The 25,130-nt window shown below is 66.4% G+C and carries 20 protein-coding genes and 1 pseudogene; 15 read left to right on the forward strand and 6 right to left on the reverse strand.

Features of this window, described 5'->3' with window-relative positions; translation table 11 throughout:
* Positions 1-2: 2 nt before the first annotated feature.
* The 3 genes and pseudogenes from E5554_RS09910 to E5554_RS09920 all read left to right on the forward strand — a co-directional run bounded on the left by E5554_RS09910 (position 3) and on the right by E5554_RS09920 (position 1,758).
* The gene (locus tag E5554_RS09910; RefSeq protein WP_136186673.1) at positions 3-803 is read left to right on the forward strand and encodes a VOC family protein; all 801 of its coding nucleotides are present in this window, start codon (positions 3-5) and stop codon (positions 801-803) included.
* Entirely contained in the window at positions 803-1,294 is a 492-nt protein-coding gene (locus E5554_RS09915) for a VOC family protein (RefSeq protein WP_010337558.1), read from the forward strand. Before E5554_RS09910 ends, E5554_RS09915 begins: the two co-directional genes overlap by 1 nt.
* A pseudogene (locus E5554_RS09920) lies at positions 1,291-1,758 on the forward strand (SRPBCC domain-containing protein). The gene E5554_RS09915 and the pseudogene E5554_RS09920 overlap by 4 nt, the downstream one beginning before the upstream one ends.
* Here E5554_RS09920 and E5554_RS09925 read toward each other — a convergent pair.
* The 3 genes from E5554_RS09925 to E5554_RS09935 form a co-directional block, all read right to left on the reverse strand.
* Positions 1,721-2,680, reverse strand: coding sequence for a hypothetical protein (locus tag E5554_RS09925; RefSeq protein WP_136186674.1), 960 nt, complete (start codon positions 2,678-2,680; stop codon positions 1,721-1,723). The pseudogene E5554_RS09920 and the gene E5554_RS09925 sit on opposite strands and share 38 nt — an antisense overlap.
* A 233-nt stretch (positions 2,681-2,913) precedes the next feature.
* Complete coding sequence (locus E5554_RS09930) at positions 2,914-3,309, reverse strand: hypothetical protein (protein ID WP_136186675.1); 396 nt, start codon at positions 3,307-3,309, stop codon at positions 2,914-2,916.
* A gap of 264 nt (positions 3,310-3,573) precedes the next feature.
* On the reverse strand, positions 3,574-4,833 hold the full coding sequence (locus E5554_RS09935) for an oligogalacturonate lyase family protein (protein WP_136186676.1): 1,260 nt from the start codon (positions 4,831-4,833) through the stop codon (positions 3,574-3,576).
* 239 nt (positions 4,834-5,072) lie between these two features.
* Here E5554_RS09935 and E5554_RS09940 point away from each other — a divergent pair, with 239 nt between their 5' ends.
* The 4 genes from E5554_RS09940 (at position 5,073) to E5554_RS09955 (ending at position 9,537) form a co-directional block, all read left to right on the forward strand.
* Positions 5,073-5,366: a hypothetical protein gene (locus E5554_RS09940; protein WP_247594421.1), complete on the forward strand. Its 294-nt coding sequence runs from the start codon at positions 5,073-5,075 to the stop codon at positions 5,364-5,366.
* A 74-nt stretch (positions 5,367-5,440) separates the two neighbouring features.
* Positions 5,441-6,175, forward strand: a complete 735-nt coding sequence (locus E5554_RS09945) for an EF-hand domain-containing protein (protein WP_136186678.1) — start codon at positions 5,441-5,443, stop codon at positions 6,173-6,175.
* A gap of 14 nt (positions 6,176-6,189) precedes the next feature.
* A complete protein-coding gene (locus E5554_RS09950; protein WP_136186679.1) occupies positions 6,190-8,922 on the forward strand; it encodes a TonB-dependent receptor in 2,733 nt (910 codons plus the stop codon).
* Between the two features lie 78 nt (positions 8,923-9,000).
* Entirely contained in the window at positions 9,001-9,537 is a 537-nt protein-coding gene (locus E5554_RS09955; RefSeq protein WP_136186680.1) for a hypothetical protein, read from the forward strand.
* A 68-nt stretch (positions 9,538-9,605) separates the two neighbouring features.
* Here E5554_RS09955 and E5554_RS09960 read toward each other — a convergent pair whose 3' ends face one another.
* Both E5554_RS09960 and E5554_RS09965 read right to left on the reverse strand, forming a co-directional pair.
* Positions 9,606-10,772 (reverse strand): pyridoxal phosphate-dependent aminotransferase, encoded by a 1,167-nt coding sequence (locus E5554_RS09960; RefSeq protein WP_125998088.1) that lies wholly within the window; start codon positions 10,770-10,772, stop codon positions 9,606-9,608.
* A 144-nt stretch (positions 10,773-10,916) separates the two neighbouring features.
* Positions 10,917-12,074: a pyridoxal phosphate-dependent aminotransferase gene (locus E5554_RS09965; RefSeq protein ID WP_136186681.1), complete on the reverse strand. Its 1,158-nt coding sequence runs from the start codon at positions 12,072-12,074 to the stop codon at positions 10,917-10,919.
* A 196-nt stretch (positions 12,075-12,270) separates the two neighbouring features.
* Here E5554_RS09965 and ptsP point away from each other — a divergent pair, with 196 nt between their 5' ends.
* From ptsP to ftsH, 6 genes are all read left to right on the forward strand, one after another.
* Entirely contained in the window at positions 12,271-14,544 is a 2,274-nt protein-coding gene (gene ptsP / locus E5554_RS09970; protein ID WP_004208020.1) for a phosphoenolpyruvate--protein phosphotransferase, read from the forward strand.
* A 74-nt stretch (positions 14,545-14,618) separates the two neighbouring features.
* Positions 14,619-15,557, forward strand: a complete 939-nt coding sequence (locus E5554_RS09975) for a helix-turn-helix domain-containing protein (RefSeq protein WP_136186682.1) — start codon at positions 14,619-14,621, stop codon at positions 15,555-15,557.
* Between the two features lie 96 nt (positions 15,558-15,653).
* On the forward strand, positions 15,654-16,595 hold the full coding sequence (locus E5554_RS09980) for a hypothetical protein (RefSeq protein WP_010336235.1): 942 nt from the start codon (positions 15,654-15,656) through the stop codon (positions 16,593-16,595).
* 10 nt (positions 16,596-16,605) lie between these two features.
* Positions 16,606-17,553 (forward strand): tRNA lysidine(34) synthetase TilS, encoded by a 948-nt coding sequence (tilS, locus tag E5554_RS09985; RefSeq protein WP_125987463.1) that lies wholly within the window; start codon positions 16,606-16,608, stop codon positions 17,551-17,553.
* A gap of 129 nt (positions 17,554-17,682) precedes the next feature.
* On the forward strand, positions 17,683-17,874 hold the full coding sequence (locus E5554_RS09990; protein ID WP_017502470.1) for a hypothetical protein: 192 nt from the start codon (positions 17,683-17,685) through the stop codon (positions 17,872-17,874).
* A gap of 100 nt (positions 17,875-17,974) precedes the next feature.
* Positions 17,975-19,921, forward strand: coding sequence for an ATP-dependent zinc metalloprotease FtsH (ftsH, locus tag E5554_RS09995; RefSeq protein WP_004208015.1), 1,947 nt, complete (start codon positions 17,975-17,977; stop codon positions 19,919-19,921).
* 74 nt (positions 19,922-19,995) lie between these two features.
* On the opposite strand, the gene E5554_RS10000 is transcribed toward ftsH, so the two are convergent.
* Positions 19,996-21,978: an oleate hydratase gene (locus tag E5554_RS10000; protein WP_136186683.1), complete on the reverse strand. Its 1,983-nt coding sequence runs from the start codon at positions 21,976-21,978 to the stop codon at positions 19,996-19,998.
* Positions 21,979-22,304: 326 nt separating this feature from the next.
* Between E5554_RS10000 and guaB the strand changes: the two genes are divergently transcribed.
* Both guaB and E5554_RS10010 read left to right on the forward strand, forming a co-directional pair.
* Positions 22,305-23,762 carry an IMP dehydrogenase gene (guaB, locus tag E5554_RS10005; RefSeq protein WP_004208012.1) on the forward strand — a complete coding sequence of 486 codons (1,458 nt, stop codon included), beginning with the start codon at positions 22,305-22,307 and terminating at the stop codon, positions 23,760-23,762.
* A 165-nt stretch (positions 23,763-23,927) separates the two neighbouring features.
* Positions 23,928-25,103 carry an RsmB/NOP family class I SAM-dependent RNA methyltransferase gene (locus E5554_RS10010; RefSeq protein WP_136186684.1) on the forward strand — a complete coding sequence of 392 codons (1,176 nt, stop codon included), beginning with the start codon at positions 23,928-23,930 and terminating at the stop codon, positions 25,101-25,103.
* The last annotated feature ends 27 nt before the right edge of the window (positions 25,104-25,130 follow it).

The following is a 25,130-nucleotide window of genomic DNA, read 5'->3' on the forward strand; positions in this document are numbered from 1 at the left end:
CGATGACCGACTTCAATGGCAAATTCTTCTGGTATGAACTGATGACCAGCGATCCCAAGGCGGCGCTGGCCTTTTATGGCGATGTCGTCGGCTGGACGGCAGAGCCGTTTGGCGGCGATCTGCCCGACGGCCCTTATCAGGTGATTTCCGGCAGCGCCGGGGCGCTGGGCGGGGTGATGGCGATCCCGGCGGAGGCGAAGGAGTGCGGCATGACGCCCTGGTGGGGCGGCTATGTCGGGTCGGCCGATGTCGATGCGGATGCCGAACGGCTGAGCGGGGCGGGTGGCAGCGTGAAGCGGCCGCCCGAGGATATTCCGGGCGTCGGCCGCTTTGCGGTGCTGGCCGATCCGGGCGGCGCGGTGTTCATGCTGCTCAAGGGATCAAGCCCCGAGGGGATGGATGCGCCGCCGCCAATGGCGCCGGGCCATGTCGGCTGGCACGAGCTATATGCCGGCGATTTCGACAAGGATCTGGCCTTCTATACCGGGCAGCTCGGCTGGTCGAAGGGCGAGGCCATGGATATGGGCGAGATGGGCAGTTACCAGCTTGTCTCGCAGACCGGCTCGACGGACTTTGACGGCATGACCGGCGGCATCATGCCGGTGCCGCCGATGATGCCGGTGCCGCTATGGCTGTTCTACTTCACCGTCGGCGACATCGATGCGGCGGTCGCGCGGGTGACGGCCGGTGGCGGCACGGTGCTACAGGGGCCGATGGAGGTGCCGGGTGGCGCCTGGATTATCCAGGCGACCGATCCGCAGGGCGCGATGTTTGCGCTGGTCGGCAGCAAGGGAGAGGGGTGATGGACAAGATTTCGCCCTGCCTGTGGTTCGACGGCCAGGCCGAGGAGGCGGCGCATTATTATGTGTCGGTCTTCGGCGGATCGGTTGACCATGTGAGCTATTATCCCGAGGTCAATCCGTCGCCTTCGCCCCTGCCGGGCGGGAGCGTGCTGCTGGTCGAGTTCAGCCTGTTCGGGCAAAGCTATCAGGCGTTGAACGGCGGGCCGCAATTCACCTTCGACGAGGCGATATCGCTGTCGGTGGCATGCGCGGACCAGGCCGAGCTGGACGGCTATTTCGATCGGCTGACCGGCGACGGCGGCACGGCCGGCCCGTGCGGTTGGGTGACCGACAAATATGGCCTCTCCTGGCAGTTGGTGACGCGCCAGATCATGGACAATTATCATAGCGGCGACCGCGCCGGCATTGCCCGCATGATGCAGGCGATGATGACGATGCAGAAGCTGGACAGCGGCGCGATGCACGCGGCGTTCCTGGGAGAGGCGGCATGAGCGGGGCGGAGCATGAATTGTCGGTCACCTGCCTGATCGAGGCGCCGCGCGAGATTTGCTGGAAGGTGTGGACCGACCTGAAGGACGAATGGTTCTGTCCCAAGCCCTGACGCGCCGAGGTGATCGAGGAGGATATGCGCCCCGGCGGCCGCAGCGCGGTGCAGATGTTCGGGCCGAATGGCGAGGAAACCGGGCCGATGGAGGGCATTTTCCTGGAGGTGGTGCCCGGCGCGCGGATCGTCACCACCGACGCCTATGCCGCCGGCTGGATACCGCAGAGCCCGTTCATGACCGCGATCTGGGATTTTGCGGCGGAGGGCGATGGCACCCGCTTCACCGCGACAGCGCGCCACTGGGACGCGGAGGCGAAGGCGCGGCATGAGGAAATGGGCTTCCATCCCGGCTGGGACGAGATGATGGCCCAGTTCAAGGCGCTGTGCGAGACGTCGGCCGCGAGCGCCTGAGCGGATCGCCGACGGGCTGGTCGGGCACCAATATTTCCGCCGGGTCCATTTTCGACATGGCGATGGCGGCGCGCATGAAGAGCAGGGCGGGGCGCAGCGATGTGTCGCCGCCTTCCTGCACCAGTTCCCGCAGCGCGCGAACGAACAGGTCGGGCCAGCGTTCGATATCCACGCCCTGGCCGCGCAGGATCAGCGCGGTGGCGCTCCAGTGGCGCTGGAGCAGGCCTATCATGTCGGCATAGTCGCGGGAGTCGCCGACACAGGCATCGGTCATCTCGCGGAAGATCGGCCCGAGCAGCAGTTGCGGCTTGCCATCGCCCACGCCCGCCCAGAGCGAGCCGGGATATTCGGCGAGCAGGCCATTCAGGGCATCGCCGAAATAGCGCAGCCGCCCGTCATGGGTCGCGACCTCGATCAACGGGGCGGGGGTGCCTTCCTGTTCGGCGCGATGGCGCAGCAGCATCTGGCAGGCGAAACCGGCCAGGGCGCCCAGCGTCTCTTCGGCCGAGCGGGTGCGCGGCGGACGGACCCGGTCGAGCAGGCGGCGGGCGAGCGCCTCGTCCGGATCGAGCAGGGCGGGCATGCCCCGTTGCGCGTGATCGACGCGGTGCAGGCCGCGCGTGGCGTGGCGGACCCAGAGGAAGAAGGTGATGCTGAACAGCGCGAAGCTGACCGCCATCGCGCCGAGCAGCGGCAGGGCGTAGGCGTTGCGCAGCGGCGGCAGGAACAGCGCGAACAGGCAGAATATCGGCAGCAGGGCGAGCGGCAGCAGGCGCGCGACGCCGCGACGCAGGCGCTGCGCGGTGGCCATGTCGGGGATGGCATATTGGCCGCCGATCAGGCCGAAGGGCATGAACAGCGGGCGGCCGTCCGCGCCATGGCCAAAGGCGCTGTCGAGGAAGCTGGTCGTGAGGCGGCGCATGGCAAGGGTCCGGCAGGAAGGAATGCGGGCGCGCCGCGGCGACAGCCTGACGGGGAAGCTGTTACCGGAATATGAGGGAATGGGCTGAAGGGAGTATTTACCCTTCCGCGCGATGTCGCGATTTCAATTAAACGCTATTCTTTGCTTGTGCGCCGCTGGGACAAATTCGGACGGTCTGCAAACGACCATTTGTGGTCGTTCATCAGCCATAGCGGCGCACCTGATAGCCGCTGTCAGATAGGCCTGTAGCGCCGGTAAAATTCACGGTCTTCCCATCCATCCACCATAGCGTCTGCGATACGTCGTCCAGTGTCACACCAAGCATTTGGGAAGCGAGCCACGCGATCAGAAGCAAGCGTTACAAACTCTGGCCAGCGAAATTCGTGAGCCGCAAGTTCTATCAATTCACTCGGTATCTCATCGGGTGAATTTTCGGCCCCAAGATCCTTCGCCAACGCACTCTTGACCTTGGCTAAGAGCAATTGCCTGAGGCCCGGATGTTCTCGCACGAGATCAACAACCTCGAACATGGCAGCTTCGGCTCGATCAACACCGAAGTTAGCGGCCAAGATACGACGGCAGTTCTCAATGAGGATGATCAAAAGATTTTCTGCATGTTCGAGGTCCAACGCATTCTCCCCAAGCTGAGAAGCCAATAATAACCTGCATCACGAATGGCTGCTATGCCAAGGCGGCAACTCAAAACCGGACTATCCGCTTCCCACCCCTTTCCGTCATTCCCGCGCAGGCGGGAATCCATCTCCTGATCTTGCATCTGGTCCGACGCTGGGGAGATGGATCCCCGCCTGCGCGGGGATGACCCTATGAAACAGGTGGCCAGCTTCCCACCCATCCTCGCCATTCGGCGGGCGCCGGGCTTGTCCGCCCGCGGCCTAGCGGGGGTTCGCGATTTCGACGGCGTAGATGGCGGGGCTGCCGGCGACATTGCTGCGATAGACCAGCCATTTGCCGTCGGGCGTGAAATGCTGGTTGGGTTCGAGCGTATAGTCGTGGCTTGCGAGATCGACGAGCCGTTCCGTCTCCAGCGTGCCGGTGGCGATCAGCGTGTCGCCGTCCAGCGTGTTGCGGGCGCGGGGATTGTCGTCGGGGCGGGGGTGGAAGAGGCTGATATATTTGCCGTCATTGGCGCCGTCGCCCGAGAAGCTGCGGCCGTCGGGCGATGAGGCGAAATGATAGGAGCCCTGGCCCGGACGGATCGCATACCAGCGGCGCGCGCTATTGGCGACGTCATGGCCGGCGAGCCAGCGCATCCCCTGCGGCATGATGAGGTCGTACCAGATGGTGCGTCCGTCGGGCGCCCAATATTCATGGCCGGCAATCTCGCCCTGCAGGATGCGCTGATGCACCTTGGTTTTGGCGCTGCCGTCGGTGCGGATGGTCCAGATGCGGTCGACCTGCTGCCAGGGGCCTTCATGGCAATACATGAGCAGATCAGGATCGGTCGGCGAGAATTGGACATGGTTGAGCCAGTCCTTCGACGCGGTGATGCGGCGCTGCTGGCCGGTGGCGATGTCGATCGCGAAGATTTCCATCGGCACGCCGGCGGCGAGCCGGGCCTCCATCCATTTTTCCTTGGCGGCGGCGAAGGAGAGGGGGCGGCCCTGATCGTCGGTGCCGCTATAGCTGGGCGAGCCGGTTTTCGGATCGCGCTTGCCCTGGGCGGCGATGGCGGGCGGCGGCGGGGCGAGTTCGCGATGGCCGGCAAGCAGCGTGTCGTCAGCATTGATGGATTCGATGCGGCCGCCCGGCATTGCCGCGATCCGGCGGCGCTTGCCGCTGTCGAGATCGACCGACCAGACGATGAAGGACGGCTCGCCCTCGCTGCTGCCGGTCGGGTTGGTGGTATAATAAGCGACATTGGCGCGGTGGCCGACGAACAGCAGCCGGTCGACCTTTTCCTTCAGCACCAGCCGGGTTCGCCAGTTGCTGGTGTCGGTGACGCGGATCCCCTCCGGCGTCAGATAGACCATGCGCTTTCCGTCGGGGGTGAAGGGATTATAATTGAAATAGAGGCCATAATTGCCCGGCCGGTCATCGACGCGGACGATGCGGTGGCCGGTGGTCGGGTCGGTCCAGCTGGCGGGCGAGGGTGCTTGCGCTGCGACGAGCAGGGGGAGGGCCAGCCCGATCATTGCCTGCCTCAACCGCATCCCATCCTCCCACTTCAAGTTCAATTTGCGGGATTGGATACCGCATATCGGGAATTTGGCAAGGCGGCTGTGATGCGGGCGCGCCGTATGCTTGCCGGGCCAAGTCTTTGACAGAGGAAGGCAATAAGGCGCGGGCTTCTGAAATATTCGTGAAATGACGGGGCAAAATCGGGTGGCCACAGACGGGGCGGAGATTTTCCACCCAGATGAAAGGCCATGACATGACTTATCCCTCGCTCCTGACCCTGGGCGCCGCCGCGCTGATGGCGACGCTGGGCGCGCCGGCCATGGCGCAGGCGCCGCATCATGGCGCGAGCCAGCCGGTGAGCAGCAAGGCGCCGGCCAAGAAGCCTGCTCCGGTAAAGGCCCAGCCGGCCAAGGCCCAGTCCGCCAAGGCCCAGGGCCGTTCGACCGGCGCGGCGCACCAGAAGGCCTGCCGCAATCGCTACAAGAGCTATGACGCCAGGCTGGACAGCTATCTCTATCGCGGCAAGCGGGTGCGCTGCACGCTCTGATCGCGATCGACGCGGGGCGGTGCCGGGGGACGGCGCCGCCCCGTTCCTGTTTTCATGAAGAAGGACGAGGCGCGATGCGCAAGATGATGATCGGGGCGGCGCTGCTGCTCTGTTCGGCGCCGTTGCTGGCCCAGGGGGGCATGGGTGGCGGCATGGGCGGCGGCGGCATGGGGGGAGGCATGGGCGGTGGCCCGCGCGGCGGCGGCGGCCCTCCCGGTGGCGGCGAAGGCCGGCTGCAAAAGCCGCGCGAGATGAAGCCGATCAAGCGCAGCCAGATCGACAGGATCGTGACCGCCATGTTTGCCGAAGCCGACAGCAATCGCGACGGCATGGTGACGATCGACGAATTGCGGCTGGTGGTGCAGGCGCGGCGCGAAGCGATCATCCGCACGCGTTTCGACGCGATCGACAGCAATCATGACGGCACGCTGAGCCTGGCCGAGTTCCAGGCCTGGCAAAGCAGCATGGGATCGGTAGCCTTGTCGGAAACGGGCGCGATGGGCGATCAGGGCGGGCCGGTGGCCGAGGCGATCATGCCCAAGCTGGGCGACGACCCCGAGGATGCGATATTGGGCCGGCTGATCGAACCGCTCAATGCCAGCGCGATCGCCCAGGCCAACAGCAATTATGATGCCGGCGCATCGCTGGAGGAAGTGCTGGCGTTCGAACATGCCCGCTTCGATGCGGCGGACGCCGATCATGACGGGGTACTGTCGGCCGAGGAGATGCGCAGCCTGATGCCGCGGCGTGGTCCCGGTGGTGGGCCCGGTGGACCGGGCGGCGCGGGCGGACCACCGCCGCGCAACTGACGGGATTGATGCCGATGCCTTGCCTATCCTTGTCCTGCCGTCGGGCGGGCAGCGCCCTGCTGCTCGCCGGATGCAGCCTGTTCTCCCTTTCGACGCCCGCTGCGGCGCAGAGCGTGGCGAGCGACGATATCGTCGTCACCGGGCAGGCGCCGCCGGGCGCGGTGATCGGCGATATTCCCGCGCAGAACCAGCTCGGCCGTGCCGACATCGATGCCTATGGCGTCGGCACGGTCAGCGAATTGCTGGACGAGATCGCGTCGCAGACCAGCAGCAACCAGGGGCGCAGCGATGACGGTCCGGTGGTGCTGGTCAACGGCAAGCGGATTTCGGGCGTCAACGAGGTCAGCGACCTGCCGACCGAGGCGATCTTGCGGCTCGACATCCTGCCCGAGGAGGTCGCGCTCAAATATGGCTATGATGCGCAGCGCAAGGTGGTGAACATCATCCTGCACCGCCGCTTCCGATCGCAGGTCGCCAATGCGGGCGGCGGGATCGCGACGGCGGGGCAGGGCGAAAATCTGGCCGGCGATGTCGGCTATACCCGCATTCGCGACAATGACCGGGTGAGTGTGACCGCGCGGGCCAAATCCTCCGCCTCACTGCTGGAAAGCGAGCGCGATGTGATCGTCGATCCGGAGGCGGCGGGCGATCCGACCGGGCGGGTCAGTGACGACCGTGCCTATCGCACCCTGTCGCCCGCCACCCGCAGCTACATGCTGAACGCCACGGTCGCGCATCAGTTGAGCGGGACGGCGAACCTGTCCTGGAACGGGCGGGCGGACTACAAGACAAGCAAGGCGCTGAATGGCCTGCCCACCGGCAGCCTGACCGACGGCGACGAGACGGTCGACCGCATCCTGTCGCTCGATCCGCTGCATCAGGACACGCGCGCGCTGACGCTGAGCAGCGGCGTCAGCCTGAATATCGACCTGTCCAAGACCTGGCGCATGTCGGTGATCGGCAGCTACAGCCACAGCGATAGCCGGACCGACAGCGATCGCGGCTATGATCTGGACGATGTGCAGGCGGCGCTGGACGCGGGCGATGTGGCGGCCGATGGCGTGCTGCCCGCGAGCCTGCTGGGGGCCATGGGTACGCAGAAGGCGCGTGCGTTGCAGGACACGGGCAGCGCCAGCCTGCTAATCAATGGCAAGCTGTTCAAGCTGCCGGCCGGCAATGTCGGCATGAACCTGCGCCTGAGCGGCGACACGAGCAGCCTGCGATCGTCCAGCACGCTGGACGGGGTGATGTCGCAGCGGACCGCGAGCCGCACCAATGGCGGCGCCCAGATCAGTTTCGACCTGCCGATCGCCAGCCGGCGCAATGGCTTCCTGCCGGTGCTGGGAACGCTGACCGCCAATATGAACGCGTCGGTGACGCAGGTTTCCGACTATGGCGCGCTCGGCACGCTGGGCTATGGCCTCAGCTGGACGCCGCGCACCGGCATCACCATCATCGCGGCGGTCAATAATGACCGGACCGCGCCGACGCTGGACCAGCGCAACAGCCCGACCATCACGACCAGCAATGTGCGCGTCTATGACTATGTGCGCGGGCAAAGCGTGACGGTGACGCAGGTGAGCGGCGGCAATCCGGCGCTGACCGCCGACAATCGCCACCAGTTCAAGCTGGGCGCGACGGTGAAGCCGCTCACCAAGGTCAACCTGAGCCTGTCGGCCAATTATGTGAGCAGCGAGACGCGCGACGCGATCATCAGCCTGACCGGCGTGTCTTCCGCATTGGAGGCAGCCTTCCCCGATCGCTACAGCCGCGACGAGGACGGGATGCTGATGCGGATCGACACACGGTCCGTCAATGTCGCGCGCGAGGAGGTAAAGCAGCTGCGCTGGGGCCTCAATTTCACGCAGATATTGCGCAAGCCCAAGCGGCCCGAGCCGCCGGCCGGCTTCGTGCCGCCATGGCGGCGGGCGGCGGTGCAGGGCGATGAGGCGCAGATGGCGGCGCCAAAGGCGGAGGGTGGCGACGGGCAGCCCGCAGAGGGCGCGCCCGGCGGTGGTCCCGATGCCGAGCAGGATGCGATCCTGGTCGACGGCCACCGGCCCGATGATGCGACGCCGATGGGGCCGCCCGGCGGCTTTGGCGGGCCGGATGGCTTTGGTCCGCCGCCTGGCCCTCCGCCCGATGGCATGGGGCCGCCCGATGGTCCGCCGCCCGGCGGTGGACCTGGTGGTCCGGGCGGTCCCGGTGGGCCGGGCGGACGGGGCGGTTTCGGTCCGCCCGGTGGCGGTCCGTTCGGCGGCGGCAGCGATAATGGCGCGCGGCTGCAGCTCTCGCTCTATCACAGCATCATGCTGCGCGACGCGGTGCTGCTGAGCGAGGGGGGGCCATGGGTCGACCTGTTGAACGGCGGCACGCTGGGCGGTAGTCCGCAGCCGCGCCACAAGGTGCAGCTGAGCAGTGGCGTGATCGACAATGGCGTCGGCATCCGGCTGGACGGCAACTGGCAGAGCGCGTCGCATGTGACCGGGGACCAGACGGCGTCGGGTGGCGACCTGCGCTTTGGCCAGCTGGTGACGTTCGACCTGCGGCTGTTCGCCAACATGGCCAACCGGTTCCGCGGGCAGGATTGGGCGCGGGGCATGCGGGTGAGTTTCACCGTCGGCAACCTGCTCAACCGGCGTCAGAAGGTGACCGATGGCACGGGTGCGACGCCCGTCGCCTATCAGCCCGCCTATCTCGATCCCGAAGGGCGGACGCTGATGCTGTCGGTGCGGAAGATATTCTGAGCGGGAAAGGGGCGGCTGATGGCGGCCTGCCCCTTCAACCTGATTGAAAATCCATCATAAAATGCGCATCTGGCGTGGATGAGCAAATTTTCTTTCCTTGCCCGGATGGTGGCGCCGATCGGCGTCCTGCTGGGGACGCCCGCCGCTGCGCAGGAGGCACCGGACTTTTTCGGCGCGGCGCTGTGCCAGCCGCCCTATTCGACCGACAGCGCGACCGCCCTGTATGAAGCCGCCGAAAAGGTCGCCAAAGCAGATACATCGATGTTGGGGGCGGCGATCTATACGCTGCCCACGCCGATCGAGCGGGACGGCTTTGTGGCGCGGGCGGTGGTCTTCGCCGGCATGTCGGTTGGCGTGCTGCTGGATGGCGAGGTCGCGGAGGCCGCGGCCGCCCGTTATGGGCTTGCCAGGGAAAAGAGCCGCCTGTTCGGCGCGTCGAGCCTGGGCTTTGCGCGGCAACTGGACGATGCGGCGCAGGACATGCGCGAGATGGGGCTGATTTCCGTCGTTGCGCGGCAGGGACCTGCCATGGCCGGGCGGACATTGCTGACCTGCGAGTTCGTGTCGCATGAGGATCGCAAGGCGCTGGACAGTCAGGAAGGCGATGCGCCCTGATATGAAAAGGGGCGCCCGGTGTCCGGACGCCCCTCCTTCGTGACGGCTTTGCTATGGGGTGCCGTGGCTCAGGCCTTGTAGACCTTGTCCACAGCCGCACAGAATTTCGTCATGTCTTCGGCCGAACCGACGGTGACGCGCGAGACATTGGGCCAGATCGGCCAGTTGCGGCCGATCTGCACCTTTTCCGGCGAGGCGAGCAGGGCGGCCTGCATTTCCTTGGCCGGCTTCTTCCAGTTGACCATGAACATGTTGGCCTGGCTGCCCGGCTGGACTTCGATGCCCTTCTTGGTGAGCCAGGCAATGGTCTGGTCGCGGGCGGCGATCATCTCGTCGCGGCGCGCCTTGATGAGCGCAGCTTCGGGATAGACGGCGTTGCCGCAGGCCATGGCGGTGATCGACAGGCCGCCGGCCGACGGGCCGAACAGCATCAGGCGCTTCTGCACTTCGGGATCGGCGAAGGTGAGGCCGAGGCGGATGCCGGCCATGCCGAACAGCTTCGAGAAGGTCCGCATGACGATGATGTCCTTGCGGTTGCCGATCAGCGAAGCGGCGCTGGGCGCGTCCGAGAAGTGGATATAGGCTTCGTCGACCAGCAGCATGGCGTCGGCCGGCTTGTTGTCGAGCAGCCACTTGATGTCGGCGATCGGCGTGATCGTGCCGGTCGGGTTGTTGGGCGTGCAGATATAGTAGAGGCCGGCGTTCGGGTTGGCGGCCAGCATGGCCTTGACGTCATGGCCCTTGCCGACGGCCTGGGGCGCCTTGGCGATCGGCGCCTTGAGGTAATCGGCGGTGCGCCAGGCGGATTCGAAGGTCGGGTCGGCGGTCACCAGGCCCTTGGTCGGCGAGCAATAGGCCGCGACGGTCGAGACCAGCGGGCCGCCCGAGCCGGGCCACAGCATCACCTGGGCTTCGGGAATGCCCTCCACCTTGGCGATGGTCGAGACCAGGTCGCCACGATAATTGTCGGGGTCATACCAGTTGCCGACGGCGCCGGCCTTGGCGATGGCGTCGACGCCCGAGGGGAAGGGGCCGGTCCAGCATTCGTTCGAGCCGATGCGCACCGCGCCCTTGATGCCGCGGGCGGCCTGCTGCTGCGCGAAGGCGGGCGCGGCCAGCATTTCGTGCATCGCGGCGCCGGCGCCGATCAGGGCGGCAACCTTGGCAAGCTGGCGGCGCGAATAGCCGCGCTCGATCAGGTCTTCCCGCGCTTCCTTGTCCAACATCATGGTCATGCCGATTGTCCCCTTGTTTTCCTGCGAAATGCCTTGGATTTCGTCTGGAGAAACGAAGGCGGAAACAATTTCCGCAATGCAAAAGGGGCTGCGGCACGCTTTATTTTGCGTGCCGCAGCCCCTTTTTCGTAAGGTCAGGTCAGATCAGGCCTTCCAGACCGCATCCACGGCCTTGCAGAAGGCGTCCATTTCGCTGGCCGAGCCGACCGAGATGCGCGAGACATTGGGCCAGATCGGCCAGTTGCGGCCGATCTGCACCTTCTGCGTCAGCAGGGCGGCCTGCATGTCCTTGGCGGGCTTGCCCCAGTCGACCATGAACATGTTCGCCATGCTGCCCGGCAGCACCTTGATCCCCTTCTTGGTCAGATGGGCGATCGCCTTGTCACGGTTGGCCGCCATTTCGGCCTGGCGCGCCTTGATGAGATCGGCCTGGGCGACCGAGACGGTGCCGCAGGCGACGGCCGTCATCGGCAGCATGGCGGTGACCTGGCCACCGTCATAGCGCATCATCTTTTCCATCAGCGACGGCGCGGCGAAGGTGAGGCCGAGGCGCATGCCGGCCATGCCGAACAGCTTCGAGAAGGTGCGCAGCACCAGCACGTCGTCGCGGGTGGCGGCGAGCTTGGCGGCGCGCGGCGTGTCGGTCCAGTGGATATAGGCTTCGTCGACCACCAGCACCGAATCCTTGGGCTTGTTGGCGGCCAGCCATTCGATGTCGCCGATCGGCGTAATCGTGCCGGTCGGGTTGTTGGGCGAGCAGATATAATAGACGCCGGCATTGGGATCCGCCGCCAGCATCGCCTTCACGTCATGGGCATTGTCCTTGGTCAGCGGCACCTTCGTCACCTTGGCGCCGAGCCAGGCGCCGGTGCGCCAGATCGCTTCATAGGTCGGGTCGGCGGTGACGATGCCCTTGGTCGGCGAGGCGAAGGCGACGGCGACGCGGCTCAGCGGATCGGACGAGCCGGGCCAGGCGACGATGCGGTTGGCCGGGATGCCTTCGACCTGCGCGACGGCGGCGAACAGCTTTTCATGCTCATTGTCGGGTTCGTAGCGATTGCCTTCGGTCACCAGCTTGAAGGCGGCTTCGGCGGCGACCGGGAAGGGGCCGGTCCAGCATTCGTTGGCGCCGATGCGGACCGCGCCTTCGACCGGCTTGGCGGCCTGCTGCGCGGCGGCACCGACGGTGCGCATCGCGACGGCGCCGGCGCCGAGCAGCGCGGTCACCTTGGCCAGCTGGCGGCGCGAATAGCCGCGGTCCAGAAGCTCCTGTTCAAACTCCGTTGGCGTGGTCGTTTCCATGATCCCTGACTCCCAGACATGCTTGATGCTGCCTTTGCGGCGTTAGACGAATGTACAGCATGTATCCGCCACGCAAATGAGGAAGATGACCTAGCTTATCAGCGATGCGCAACAATCGTGCTTTTCTGCGGGGTTCATGAACATATCGCGAGGAAAGCGCTTGGAAAGAAAGCCATCCATCTGTTAGCGATTTGCCATGCCCAGTACGCCCGCCGCCGCCGCCCGCCAGATCCTCGTCCGCCTGCAGGAGGTGATGGCGGCGCGCACCAGCGCGCAGGCCAAGCTGAACAAGGTGGTGGAGATCATCGGCGAATCGCTGTCGAGCGAGGTCTGCTCCATCTATCTGGTGCGCGAGGGCGTGCTGGAACTGTTCGCGACCCGCGGCCTGAAGCAGGAGGCGGTGCATGTCACCCGCATGGCCAAGGGCGAGGGGCTGGTCGGGCTGATCGCCACCAATGTCGAGCCGCTGAACCTGGACGAGGCCGCCGCCCATCCCGACTTTTCCTATCGCCCGGAAACCGGCGAGGAACTGTTCCACAGCTTTGCCGGCGTGCCGATCGTGCGGCGCGAGCGCGCGCTGGGCGTGCTGTGCGTGCAGCATGTCGAGCCGCGCAAATATGAAGAGGTCGAGATCGAGGCGCTGCAGACGGTGGCCATGGTGCTGTCCGAGCTGATCGCCAATGCCGAACTGGCCGATGACGGCCCGACCGATGCGCGGGTACAGGAAACCGGATCGAACATCATGACCGGCTTGCAACTGGTGATGGGCATGGCGCGGGGCCATGTCGTCTTCCACCAGCCGCGCGTCCATATCGAGCATACCGTCGCCGAGGATACGGAAGCGGAGCGGCAGCGGGTCATTTCCGCCTTTGCCAAGATGCGCGAACAGATCGACCGGATGACCGGCACGGCCGATTTCGGGACCGAGGGCGAGCATCAGGAGGTGCTCGAAACCTACAAGATGTTCGCCTATGACGAGGGCTGGATCCGCCGCATCAACGAGGCGATCGACAGCGGCCTGACCGCCGAGGCGGCGATCGAGCGAGTGCAGCAGCGCACCCGGATGCGGATGCGCCAGATCGACGATCCGCTGTTGCAGGACCGGATGCACGATCTGGAGGACATGGCCAACCGGCTGCTGCGCATCGTGTCCGGGCAATTGGGCACGGCGGCGCAACTGGGGTTGCGGCAGGACGCCATCCTGATCGCGCGCAACCTGGGGCCGGCGGAGCTGCTGGAATATGACCGGCGGCGGCTGAAGGGCGTGATCCTGGAGGAAGGGTCGCTGACCGCCCATGTCACCATCGTCGCCCGCGCCATGGGCGTGCCGGTGCTGGGCCGGGTGCGCGACATTCGCCACCGGGTCAATGAAGGCGACCTGATCCTGATGGATGTCGCCGAAAATGCGCTGCTGATCCGGCCGACGCCCGACATGGAGGAGGCGTTCGAGACCAAGCTGCACATCACCCAGAAGCGGCGGGCGGAATTTGCCGCGCTGCGCGACCTGCCATCGGTGACGCAGGATGGCGCGCGGATCGAGCTGATGGTCAATGCCGGTCTGCGCGAGGATGCGCAGGCGCTGGACATGGTCGGCGCCGACGGCATCGGCCTGTTCCGCACCGAATTCCAGTTCCTGGTGTCGGCGACGCTGCCGCAGCGCGAGAAGCAGCAGCGGCTCTACAAGGATGTGCTGGACGCGGCCGGCGACCGGCCCGTCATTTTCCGCACCGTCGACATCGGCGGTGACAAGGCGCTGCCCTACATGACGCGCGAGGATGACGAGCATGAGGATAATCCGGCGATGGGCTGGCGCGCGATCCGGCTGGCGCTGGACCGCGACGGCCTGATGAAGGCGCAGGCGCGCGCCTTGCTGGAGGCGAGCGCGGGCAAGGTGCTGAACATCATGTTCCCGATGGTGTCGGAGCCCTGGGAGTTCGAGGAGGCGCGAACGCTGGTCGAGCATCAGCGGCAATGGCTGATCGGGCAGAAGAAGAAGTTGCCGGTGGCGGTGCGCTATGGCGCGATGCTGGAGGTGCCGGCGCTGGCCGAGGTGCTGGACCTGCTGCTGCCGCAGCTCGATTTCCTGTCGATCGGCACCAACGACCTGACTCAGTTCCTGTTCGCCGCCGACCGTGCCCATCCCAAGCTGGCGGAGCGCTATGACTGGCTGAGCCTGGCGATCCTGCGTTTCCTGGATCGGGTGGTGCGGATCTGCGAGATCTACAAGGTGCCGGTCGGCGTCTGTGGCGAAATGGGCGGACGCACGCTGGAGGCGATGGCGCTGATTGGCCTGGGCGTGCGGCGGCTGTCGATCACGCCGGCGTCGGTCGGGCCGGTCAAGGCGATGATCCGCGCGATCGATGCGGCCGAATTGCAGGCGCTGATGCGCGATCTGCTGGACAGCGGGGCGAGCGATCTGCGCGCGCAATTGACCAGCTGGGCCGAGCAGCGGAACATCGAGCTGGCCTGAAAAGACACCGCCCCGGCGTTGACAAGCGCCGTCCCGCAATGAGACAAGGCCGCCAATCAAGGTCGCGGAGCAGCATGGCAGACGAACCCGAATTCGAACCCGTCGCGGACGACGCGACGGCAGCGCAGCCCAGCACCCCCGGCGCCAAGTTGCGCGCCGCGCGCGAGGCGCAGGGGCTGTCGGTGCAGGATATCGCCACCCGGACGCGCATCGCCCAGCGCCAGCTGGAGGCGATCGAGCGGGACGATTATGGCGCCTTGCCGGGCATTCCCTATGCGGTGGGTTTCGCCCGCGCCTATGCCCGCGCGATCGATCTGGACGAGGTGGCGATCGCCGCCGACGTGCGCAATGCCGTGCATAATTCCGACATGGGGGCGACCCGCTACGAAGCGTTCGAGCCGGCCGACCCGGCGCGGGTGCCATCGCGCACCCTGGCCTGGACCGCGGCGGTGATCGGCATCATCGTGATTGCCGGCTTCACCATCTGGCGCACCCAGTTGCTGACCCCGCCGACCGGCGAGGAAATCGCCGAGCAGCAGGCGGAAAAGCCGGCCGCCGCACCCAAGGCCGGCGTGCAGGCGCCGATTGCGGCGCCCGTGACCGGGCCGGTGGTGTTCACCGCCAATGACGATGTGTGGATGCGTATCGTCGATGAGGCGGGCGAGCGGCTGAAGGACGGGCTGCTGAAGAAGGGCGAGAGCTTCACCCTGCCGGCTGGCGCACGCAATCCGACGATCCTGACCGGTCGCCCGCAGGCGCTGGACGTGACCGTGGGTGGCAAGGCGATCCCGCCGCTGGGCGCGGCCGACCGCACCATCGCCGACGTTCCGGTCAGTGCCGAGGCGCTGCTGGCACGGGCCGCTGCACCGGCAGGGGCTCCGGCGGGCGCTCCGGCACCGGCTGGCCAGCTGCCGCGCGCGCCGACGACGCCCGCGGCCGGGCAGGGGAGCGTGCCGACGCCGGCTGCGCCACCGCCGCCGACCGCCGCGCCGCAGCCCAGCGCGGGCAACTGACTCGTCCCATAGCCGGACAGGTACGAGCGGGCCGCGCTTTGTTGCGTGGCGCGTCCGCCTATGGTTAAAGGCGGAAAGATTTAGTCGGGGATCATCATGCGTTACGCCTTTTTCGCCACCACCGCCATCGCGCTGGCGGCCCCGCTGCTGTCGGCCGTGCCGGCCGCTGCTCAGCAGAATCCCACGGTCGAACTGCGGGTCGACCGGCTGGAAAAGGAAATGCGGGCGGTGCAGCGCAAGGTGTTCCCGGCCGGCACGCCGGTAGAGGCGGAAATCACCCGTCCCCAGACGCCGACCATCGCGCCGGGCAGTCCGACGTCGAGCCCGGTGGCCGACCTGACCGCGCGGGTGGGGGCGCTGGAATCGCAGCTCGCCTCGATCACCGGCCAGGTCGAGGAAAACAGCTACAAGCTCAAGCAGTTGGAAGAGGCATTCAACCGCTACAAGGCGGAAGCCGAAGCGCGCGCGGCAACGCCGGTCGAAGCCGGTCCGCCGGTGATGCGTCCGACGGTCGCGACCGATGCGCCCGCGCCCAAGCCGGCCGCCGCCAAGCCGACGACCCCGCCCGCAAAGTCCGCCGCCGCGCCGGTGGCCAGCGATGCGCGCAAGACGGCGGTGGCGGCGATCGAGAAGCCGGATACCGGCGATGCGGCGGGCGATGCCTATAGCTATGGTTTCCGTCTGTGGGACGCGAAATTCTATCCCGAGGCGCAGGCCCAGCTCAAGGCGACGGTCGACAAATATGGCGACGGGTCGGTCGGCAGCCGCGCCGCCAACCTGCTGGGCCGCGCCTATCTGGACGATGGCAAGCCGGCGCTGGCGTCGGTCGCCTTCTACGAAAATTACCAGAAGCGCCCGCGTGGCGAGCGCGCGCCCGACAGCCTGGCCTATCTGGGCGAGGCGCTGATCCAGCTCAAGAAGCCTGCGGACGCCTGCAAGGTCTATGCGGAGCTGGAACAGGTCTATGGTTCGACCCTGTCGAGCGGCCTGCGCGGCATGATGGACAAGGGCCGGACCAAGGCCAAGTGCAGCGTGTGAGCCGATAGACGTGCCGGAGCTGGCACCTTCCCATCGCCCCGATGCGCTGCGGCTGGCCGTGCGCGCGCTGGTGGATGGGGAGGAGACGGCCCGGTTCGGCATTGCGGTGTCGGGCGGGCCGGACAGTATGGCGCTGCTGGACCTGGCGGTGCAGGCCTGGCCCGGTCGGGTGGCGGCGGCGACGCTGGATCATGGATTGCGGGCTGAATCCGCGGCCGAGGCGGCGATGGTCGCGCGCTGGTGTGCGGAGCGGCGCGTCCCCCATGCGACCCTGGCGCCGGAGACTGCGGTGTCCGGCAATATTCAGGACTGGGCGCGGCGACAGCGTTATGCCCAGCTGGAGGCATGGCGGGCCGGGGCCGGGCTGGACTGGATATTGACCGCCCATCATGCCGACGACCAGCTGGAAACCCTGTTGATGCGGCTCAACCGGGGATCGGGGGTCGGCGGCCTGGCCGGGGTGCGGGCGCGGGCGGGCCGGGTGCTGCGGCCGTTGCTGACGGTGCGCAAGGCGCAGTTGCAGGCCCATGCCGACCAGGCGGGGCTACCCTATGTGCTGGACCCGTCCAATGCCGATCCGCGCTTCGACCGGGCGGCGCTGCGCAAGCGGCTGGATGGTGTCGACTGGATCGATGCCGAGGCGGCGGCACGCAGTGCGGCGGCGTTGGCGGAGGCGGAAGCGGCGTTGCAATGGACGGTGGCGGGGCTGGCGGCCACGCATATCCATCCATCGACCGACGCCTGGGTGCTGGACCGCACCGACCTGCCGCGCGAGCTTTTGCGCCGGTTGCTGATCGAGATGCTCTGTTCTGCCGACCCGGAGATCGTGCTGCCGCGCGGCGAGGCGCTGGATCGGGCGATTGCCGCGGCGCGGGCGGGGCGGCAGGCGAGTCTGGGCGACTGGCTGCTGCGCGGTGGCGCGGTATGGACCCTGTCGCCGGCACCCCCGCGACGCTAAGATTTCGGAAAAGTTCCACCATCCGACGCGGGACATCAACGGCCGGTCGCTTTTGGGCGGCATGCTGACCGGTTCTTAACCCATGGGCCGTTAACCACATGGCGTGAGCAATAGCGGGATTTGTTCGGAATGATGGAATTTGCGGCGCTGACCTATGGCTTGCTGGTCAGCGTGATCCTCTCGGCCGTGAAGCGGAACCGGAAGCTGAACAAGGCGCATCCGCCGCTGCTTCTCTACATGGGCTATCTGCTGTGCGGCCTGTCCGCCGGCCTGGCGCTGGTGCTGGCCTATGTCGCGCTGTTCCAGCTGACCGGTAACTGACCAGCTGGACATCGACAGGGCCGGAAATCGGCAGCGGACGGCGCGTCCAGCTTGCGCTTTGCCGGCCACACCCTATCTTGCGGGGTGAAAGAGAGTGATGATGAACGACGAAAAAGACCCACAGGGTAATCCCTGGATCAAGAGTGCGATGATTTGGGCAGGGGTCATCATCGCCCTGCTCCTGTTCGTTTCGCTGTTCGAGCGCCCGACCACCCAGGCCGGCAGCGCCATCGCCTATTCGGAATTCCGTGCCAAGGTGCAGGAAGGCCAGGTCAAGGATGTGGCGATCGCGCCCGACCGGATCACCGGCACCCTGTCGAGTGGCCAGGGTTTCAGCACGGTCCCGGTCAATGACCCCAAGCTGACCGACCTGCTGGACGATTATAACGTCAAATATTCGGGCCAGGCCGAACAGCAGCCCAGCTTCTGGCAGATCATGCTGTATCAGTCGCTGCCGTTCCTGCTGATCCTGGGCATCGCCTTCTTCGTGCTGCGCCAGATGCAGAAGGGCGGCGGCGCCGGTGGCGCGATGGGCTTTGGCAAGTCCAAGGCCAAGCTGCTGACCGAAAAGCATGGCAAGGTGACGTTCGATGACGTCGCCGGCATCGACGAAGCGCGTGAGGAACTGCAGGAAATCGTCGAATTCCTGAAGGACCCGAGCAAGTTCGCACGGCTGGGCGGCAAGATCCCCAAGGGCGCGCTGCTGGTCGGTTCGCCCGGCACCGGCAAGACGCTGCTGGCCCGCGCGATTGCGGGTGAAGCGGGCGTGCCCTTCTTCACCATTTCGGGTTCCGACTTTGTCGAGATGTTCGTCGGCGTCGGCGCGAGCCGCGTGCGCGACATGTTCGAACAGGCCAAGAAGAATGCGCCGTGCATCGTCTTCATCGACGAAATCGACGCGGTCGGGCGCCATCGCGGCGCGGGCCTGGGCAATGGCAATGACGAGCGCGAGCAGACGTTGAACCAGCTGCTGGTCGAAATGGACGGCTTCGAGGCCAATGAGGGCATCATCATCGTTGCGGCGACCAACCGCCCCGACGTGCTGGACCCCGCGCTGCTGCGTCCGGGCCGTTTCGACCGTCAGGTCGTGGTGCCCCGTCCCGACATCGAGGGCCGCGAGAAGATTCTGGCTGTCCACATGAAGAAGGTGCCGCTGGCGCCCGACGTCAACCCGCGCACCATCGCGCGCGGCACGCCGGGCTTCTCGGGCGCGGACCTTGCCAACCTGGTCAACGAAGCCGCCCTGATGGCAGCCCGTCGCGGCAAGCGTCTGGTCGCCATGGACGAGTTCGAGGCGGCCAAGGACAAGGTCATGATGGGCAGCGAGCGCCGCTCCATGGTCATGACCGACGATGAGAAGAAGATGACCGCCTATCATGAGGCGGGCCATGCCATCGTCGCGGTCCATGAGCCGGCGTCCGACCCGATCCACAAGGCGACGATCATCCCGCGCGGCCGTGCGCTGGGCATGGTGATGCGCCTGCCGGAACGGGACAGCTACAGCTATCATCGTGACAAGATGCACGCGAACATGGCCGTGGCCATGGGCGGCCGGGTCGCCGAGGAAATCATCTTCGGCTATGACAAGGTGTCGTCGGGTGCGTCGGGCGATATCCAATATGCCACCAAGCTGGCGCGCGACATGGTCACCCAGTGGGGCATGTCCGACAAGCTGGGGCCGCTGCAATATGAAGAGCAGCAGGGCGAGACCTTCCTTGGCTATTCGCAGAGCCAGCGCGTCCATATGTCGGACGAGACGGCGAAGCTGATCGACAAGGAAATCCGTGGTCTGGTGGAGCAGGGCTATGCCCGTGCACAGGAATTGCTGAAGGGTCATGAGGACCAGCTGCACCTGCTGGCCAATGCCATGCTGGAATATGAGACGCTCTCCGGCGAGGAGATCAAGGCGCTGCTGGAGAAGGGCGAGATCACCCGCGACGACGGCACCACGATCAAGCCGTCGGTGATCCCGGCGGCGGGTTCGTCCATCCCCAAGACGCGCAAGCGCAAGGGGCCGTTCGGCGATCCGACCCCCGCTGGCGCCTAAGCGCCGAGCAGGCAATGGAATGAAAAAGGGGCGCGGCCATGATGGTCGCGCCCCTTTTTGTTTGGTTGGGCAGGTCAGTCGCCCCGGCGTTGCAGCGCATCGCGGAAGCCGCTGAGCCAGGTGCCGACCCGCTGGATCGCGTCGCCGCCCTTGCCGAGCAGGCCGCGCAATTCCTCCTCTGCCCGATCAAGCGGTGCGCCGTCGGGGGCGGGCGGCAGGATATGGGCGAAATAGGTGCGGTCGAGCAGGCGACGCAGCAGTCGCTCGCCGATGAAGGGCTCGCCATTGTTGAGCGCGCGGGCGGCTTTCAGCAGATTGCGGATATCATATTGGGTCGGGCTGAGGTCCGGCACGGCCTTGGGGATGTCGAGCAGTGTGTAGACCGCGACCCGCGCGGTGCGGACCGAGCTTTCCATGGTGAAGACCACATCATTGTTGGTTTCCACGAACTGGCCGAGCAGGCCGAGATTGGTGCAACCCTCCGGCACGATGCGGGGGCGGTCGCCAGCGGCGCGGGGCATGAATTCGGCCGTGATATAGGGCATCAGCGCCAGGCGCACCCTGGTATTGGCGGCGACGGCGTCGATCTGGTCTGCGATGCCCAGATGATAGCAGAGTTCGGCCAATATCTCGCGGCCCGTGCAGGCCGGCATCGGCTTCTTCACATGATTGCCATCCTTGTCCATCAGCAGGGCATAGACCCACAGCACCAGCACATCGCCGGGCTGGTCGGGGAAATGGGGCTGGCGGTTGCAGGTGAAGCTCATCACCCAATTGCTGTCGGTGAAGGTGATGACCCCGCCGGTGACGGTGCGGCCCGAATAGGGATCATTGACGGACAATTGCTTCAGGCGATCGACCAGCGGCGATGGCTTGCAGGTCAGCGTCGCCGATTCCCAGGTGGAACGGTCCGCATCGCCATAGAATTTTTCGGGCCGACCGAAGACCGGCGACTTGGCGGCGAGATTCTTCCACAGCGTCCAGTCGCTGTCCGGGCCGGGATCGGCCTTGCCCCGTTCCAGCACCGGGGCATGGTCCATGTCGCCATAGGCCGTCCCCTCGGTGATCGATCCGGTGAGGGCGAAGACCAGATCGCGGGGACCGATGGCGATGCTGTCTTCCCGGCCGCCGATGCGGCAGAGGAGGTCGGTGACGGTGCGCCGGTCGCCCTCCAGGCGCATGCGCATGTCGCGCACCTGGGTGTCGAAGCGGATCTGCACGCCCTTGTCGCGCAAGAGCTTGCTGAGCGGGCGGACGAAGCTGTCAAACTGGTTATATTTGGGGAAGACCAGCGCCGACATGTCGTGCAGCCCGTCGAGCGCATCGAGGAAGCGGTGCATGTAGAGCTTCATTTCCAGCAGGCTCTGCCAGTTCTGGAAGGCAAACATGGAGCGCCAGAGGAACCAGAAATTGCTCTGGAGAAAGCCCTTGGAGAAATAATCCTCGATCGTCAGGTCATCCAGATCCTCCTTGCGCTTGAGCAGCAGGCGAATGAGTTCCCATTGCTGGGCACGGGTGAGGCCGAGGGTCGAGAAGTCGCGTATCTCGCCCTGCCGATGCATCAGCCGGGCCTTCGACCAGTTGGGGTCATTGTCGTTGACCATCCGATATTCGTCCAGGACGCTGAACCCTTCGGGCAGCTCGAGCGCGGGCACGTCCTGGAACATGTCCCACAGATTGTCGTAGTTCCAGTTCATCTCGCGCCCGCCGCGGATGATATAGCCGTCCTGCGCATTGCCCGCGCCATCGAGCGAACCGCCCTCGATATGAAGATTTTCGAGGATCATGATGTTGGCCGGCGGCATATGCGCGTCGCGGATCAGATAATAAGCGGCGGCAAGGCCGGCGATGCCGCCGCCGATGATATAGGCCTTGCGCGTGTCGATGCCGTCCGTGGGCAGGGGGCGATTGCGCTGATAGGCGGCCACCATGTCGGGCGGGGGCAGGGTGTTGGCGGCGCTGTTTTCCCAGAAGGCACCGGCTGCGTCGGGTTCGTGGACGAATCCGTCGGGGGCGGTGCGGGGAATGTCGAAACCCGGTATCGGCGATTGGGGCATATCTGCCGTCTCCTTCGCTTGGATCGCGGAACGATCGCAGGGGAAAGCCTTGGTCGGGGTCGGTCTAGCAGCCGGTGAAGGGCGTGGGCATTGCGTAAATACCCTGAGACAGGGCAGAAAATCCCATGTGGCTGGGAAGGGGAGCATATTGCGCCTGGCCGCGTCCGGGCCGTTGGACCGGCGGCTGCAGGATGCCGCATAGGTGCCGCAATAAAATGACGCCGGGGTCTGGCCGTTTTGCGGGTTAATGGTTACATGGGCCGCCACGAATCCCCAGCGGTCCGGTTCCCCTCCGCCCGACCCGCGCAGCAGAAAGTGGCTTTCACATGGACATCCGCCTTGGCCTCACCTTTGACGACGTGCTGTTGCAGCCCGCCGAATCCGATGTGCTGCCCAGCCAGGCCGACACGTCCACCCATGTGACCAAGGCGATCAAGCTGAACATCCCGATCCTGTCGTCGGCGATGGATACGGTGACCGAGGCCGACATGGCGATCGTCATGGCGCAGCTGGGCGGCATCGGCGTGCTGCACCGTAACCTGACGGTCGAGGAGCAGGCCGATGCGGTCCGCGCGGTCAAGCGCTTCGAAAGCGGCATGGTCGTCAACCCCATCACCATCCTGCCGACCGCCACGCTAGCCGACGCGCAGATGCTGATGCAGCGCCACAGGATCAGCGGCATTCCGGTCGTCGAGGCCAGCGGCAAGCTGGTCGGCATCCTGACCCATCGCGATACCCGCTTTGCCGAGAATCCCGGCCAGCCGGTCAGCGAGCTGATGACCAAGGACAATCTGGCGACGGTCAAGGCCGGTGTCGGCCAGGATGAGGCGATGCGCCTGCTGCATGCCCGCCGGATCGAGAAGCTGCTGGTGGTGGACGATAATTATCACTGCGTGGGCCTGATCACGGTCAAGGATATCGAGAAGGCCGTCACCTATCCGCAGGCGACCAAGGATGCGTCGGGCCGGCTGCGCGTCGCCGCGGCATCGACCGTGGGCGACAAGGGGCTGGAGCGCAGCAAGGCGCTGATCGACGCGGAATGCGACCTGATCGTCATCGACACCGCCCATGGCCACAGCAAGCAGGTCGCGGTCGCGGTCGAAGCGGTCAAGAAGCTGTCCAACCATGTCCAGGTCGTGGCCGGCAATGTCGCCACCGCCGAAGCGACCAAGGCGCTGATCGACGCCGGCGCGGACTGCGTGAAGGTCGGCATCGGCCCCGGCTCCATCTGCACCACCCGCGTCGTCGCCGGCGTGGGCGTGCCGCAACTGACCGCCGTCATGGATTCGGCCAATGAGGCGCACAAGCATGGCGTGCCGGTGATCGCGGATGGCGGCCTGCGTACGTCGGGTGACGTCGCCAAGGCACTGGCCGCGGGCGCGGGCTGCGTCATGGTGGGCTCGCTGCTGGCGGGCACGGCCGAAGCGCCGGGCGAAACCTTCCTGTATCAGGGCCGCGCCTATAAGAGCTATCGCGGCATGGGCAGCGTCGGCGCGATGGCGCGCGGCAGCGCCGACCGCTATTTCCAGGCCGACATCAAGGACCAGATGAAGCTGGTGCCCGAGGGTATCGAAGGCCAGGTGCCGTTCAAGGGCCCGGCCAAGGATGTCATCCATCAGCTGGTCGGCGGCGTGAAGGCCGCGATGGGCTATACCGGCAGCCGCACGATCAAGGATCTGCAGGAGCGTGCCCGCTTCGTCCAGATCACCAATGCCGGCCTGTCGGAAAGCCATGTCCACGACGTGACAATCACGCGTGAGGCCCCCAACTATCCGACGCGCTAACCCATTTCATTCCCCTCCCTTTCAAGGGATGGGTCGATCAGAGGCACGTGACTCTGATCGAGGGTGGGTAGCGAGCGGAGCGAGCCTCCTGCGGAGGCACCCACCCTTAACCGGAGACACGTGTCTCCGGTTAACCCTCCCTGGAAGGGAGGGGGGAAGGTATAAATGACTCCATCCGCCCGTATCCAAGCCGCGATCGACCTGCTGGACGCGATCATTGCCGCCGCCCGTGATGGCGGGCCGGCGGCGGACACGCTGATCGCGCGCTATTTCAAGGAACGGCGCTATGCCGGGTCGCGCGATCGCCGCGCTGTGCGCGACCATGTCTATGACGCGATCCGCCGCGTCGCCGATCGGCCCGAGACTGGCCGCGCGGCGATGATCGGCCTGGTCGAGGCCCAACCGGAGTTGGCCGCGCTGTTCGACGGATCGGCCCATGCGCCGCTGCCGATCGAGCCGGGCGAAGCAGGCGCGGCGGCGGGCGCGGTGCCGGGATGGTTGCAGCCCCTGCTGGCCGCATCGGTGGAGCAGGACGCGCTGCTGGGTCGCGCGCCGGTGGACCTGCGCGTCAATCGACTGAAGGCGACGTCCGCGCAAGTGGCGCCCGAATTGCCGGATGCGACGCCGATCGAGGGCATCCCGGACGCGCTGCGCCTGCCCGAAGGCTATCCGGTCGAGCAGAGCGAGGCGTGGAAGCGCGGCGCGGTCGAGGTGCAGGATGCCGGTAGCCAGCTCATTTCGGCGGCATGCGGGGCGCAGGCCGGCCAGACGGTGATCGACCTGTGCGCGGGTGCGGGCGGCAAGACGCTGGCGCTGGCTGCGGCGATGGGCGGCAAGGGCCGGCTGATCGCCGCCGACACGATCCGCAACCGGATCGACCGGCTGGCGCCGCGCGCCGAGCGGGCGGGCGTGACCTGCATCGAGAGGCTGCTGCTGGACCAGGGGCATGAGGCGCGCGCGCTGGCGCCGCTGGCGGGGCAGGCGGACATCGTGCTGGTCGATGCGCCCTGTTCGGGCACGGGCACCTGGCGCCGCAATCCCGAGGCGCGCTGGCGCCTGACCCAGGCGCGGCTCGACCGGCTGGTGTCGGAACAGGCCCGGATTCTGGATTTCGCCGCGCCCTTGCTGGCGCCCGGCGGTCTGCTGGTCTATGCTACCTGTGCATTGACCGACAGAGAGGGGCGGGATCAGGTGGATGCGTTTCTGGCGCGTCAGGCCGGCTGGAGTGCCGAGCCGATCGAAGCGGATATGGGCCGCGCCCATGGCCATGGGCTGCTGCTGACGCCCGGCCATGACGGCACCGATGGCTTCTACTTCGCCCGGCTGCGGAGGACCGCCTGAAACAGGCCATGGACAAGCGCGCGCAAA

It is taken from the genome of Sphingobium sp. PAMC28499, assembly GCF_004795815.1.
Taxonomy (GTDB): domain Bacteria; phylum Pseudomonadota; class Alphaproteobacteria; order Sphingomonadales; family Sphingomonadaceae; genus Sphingobium; species Sphingobium yanoikuyae.

Bases quoted from the DNA above. Each gene is read 5' to 3' on its own strand.
- E5554_RS09960 (WP_125998088.1), bottom strand. From the start codon at position 10,772: ATGACCATGATGTTGGACAAGGAAGCGCGGGAAGACCTGATCGAGCGC.
- E5554_RS09940 (WP_247594421.1), top strand. From the start codon at position 5,073: ATGACTTATCCCTCGCTCCTGACCCTGGGCGCCGCCGCGCTGATGGCG.
- E5554_RS09910 (WP_136186673.1), top strand. From the start codon at position 3: ATGACCGACTTCAATGGCAAATTCTTCTGGTATGAACTGATGACCAGC.
- E5554_RS10000 (WP_136186683.1), bottom strand. From the start codon at position 21,978: ATGCCCCAATCGCCGATACCGGGTTTCGACATTCCCCGCACCGCCCCC.
- guaB (WP_004208012.1), top strand. From the start codon at position 22,305: ATGGACATCCGCCTTGGCCTCACCTTTGACGACGTGCTGTTGCAGCCC.
- ftsH (WP_004208015.1), top strand. From the start codon at position 17,975: ATGAACGACGAAAAAGACCCACAGGGTAATCCCTGGATCAAGAGTGCG.
- E5554_RS09980 (WP_010336235.1), top strand. From the start codon at position 15,654: ATGCGTTACGCCTTTTTCGCCACCACCGCCATCGCGCTGGCGGCCCCG.
- E5554_RS09965 (WP_136186681.1), bottom strand. From the start codon at position 12,074: ATGGAAACGACCACGCCAACGGAGTTTGAACAGGAGCTTCTGGACCGC.
- E5554_RS09915 (WP_010337558.1), top strand. From the start codon at position 803: ATGGACAAGATTTCGCCCTGCCTGTGGTTCGACGGCCAGGCCGAGGAG.
- E5554_RS09935 (WP_136186676.1), bottom strand. From the start codon at position 4,833: ATGATCGGGCTGGCCCTCCCCCTGCTCGTCGCAGCGCAAGCACCCTCG.
- E5554_RS09975 (WP_136186682.1), top strand. From the start codon at position 14,619: ATGGCAGACGAACCCGAATTCGAACCCGTCGCGGACGACGCGACGGCA.
- E5554_RS09950 (WP_136186679.1), top strand. From the start codon at position 6,190: ATGCCTTGCCTATCCTTGTCCTGCCGTCGGGCGGGCAGCGCCCTGCTG.
- E5554_RS10010 (WP_136186684.1), top strand. From the start codon at position 23,928: ATGACTCCATCCGCCCGTATCCAAGCCGCGATCGACCTGCTGGACGCG.
- E5554_RS09945 (WP_136186678.1), top strand. From the start codon at position 5,441: ATGCGCAAGATGATGATCGGGGCGGCGCTGCTGCTCTGTTCGGCGCCG.
- E5554_RS09955 (WP_136186680.1), top strand. From the start codon at position 9,001: ATGAGCAAATTTTCTTTCCTTGCCCGGATGGTGGCGCCGATCGGCGTC.
- E5554_RS09990 (WP_017502470.1), top strand. From the start codon at position 17,683: ATGATGGAATTTGCGGCGCTGACCTATGGCTTGCTGGTCAGCGTGATC.
- ptsP (WP_004208020.1), top strand. From the start codon at position 12,271: ATGCCCAGTACGCCCGCCGCCGCCGCCCGCCAGATCCTCGTCCGCCTG.
- E5554_RS09925 (WP_136186674.1), bottom strand. From the start codon at position 2,680: ATGCGCCGCCTCACGACCAGCTTCCTCGACAGCGCCTTTGGCCATGGC.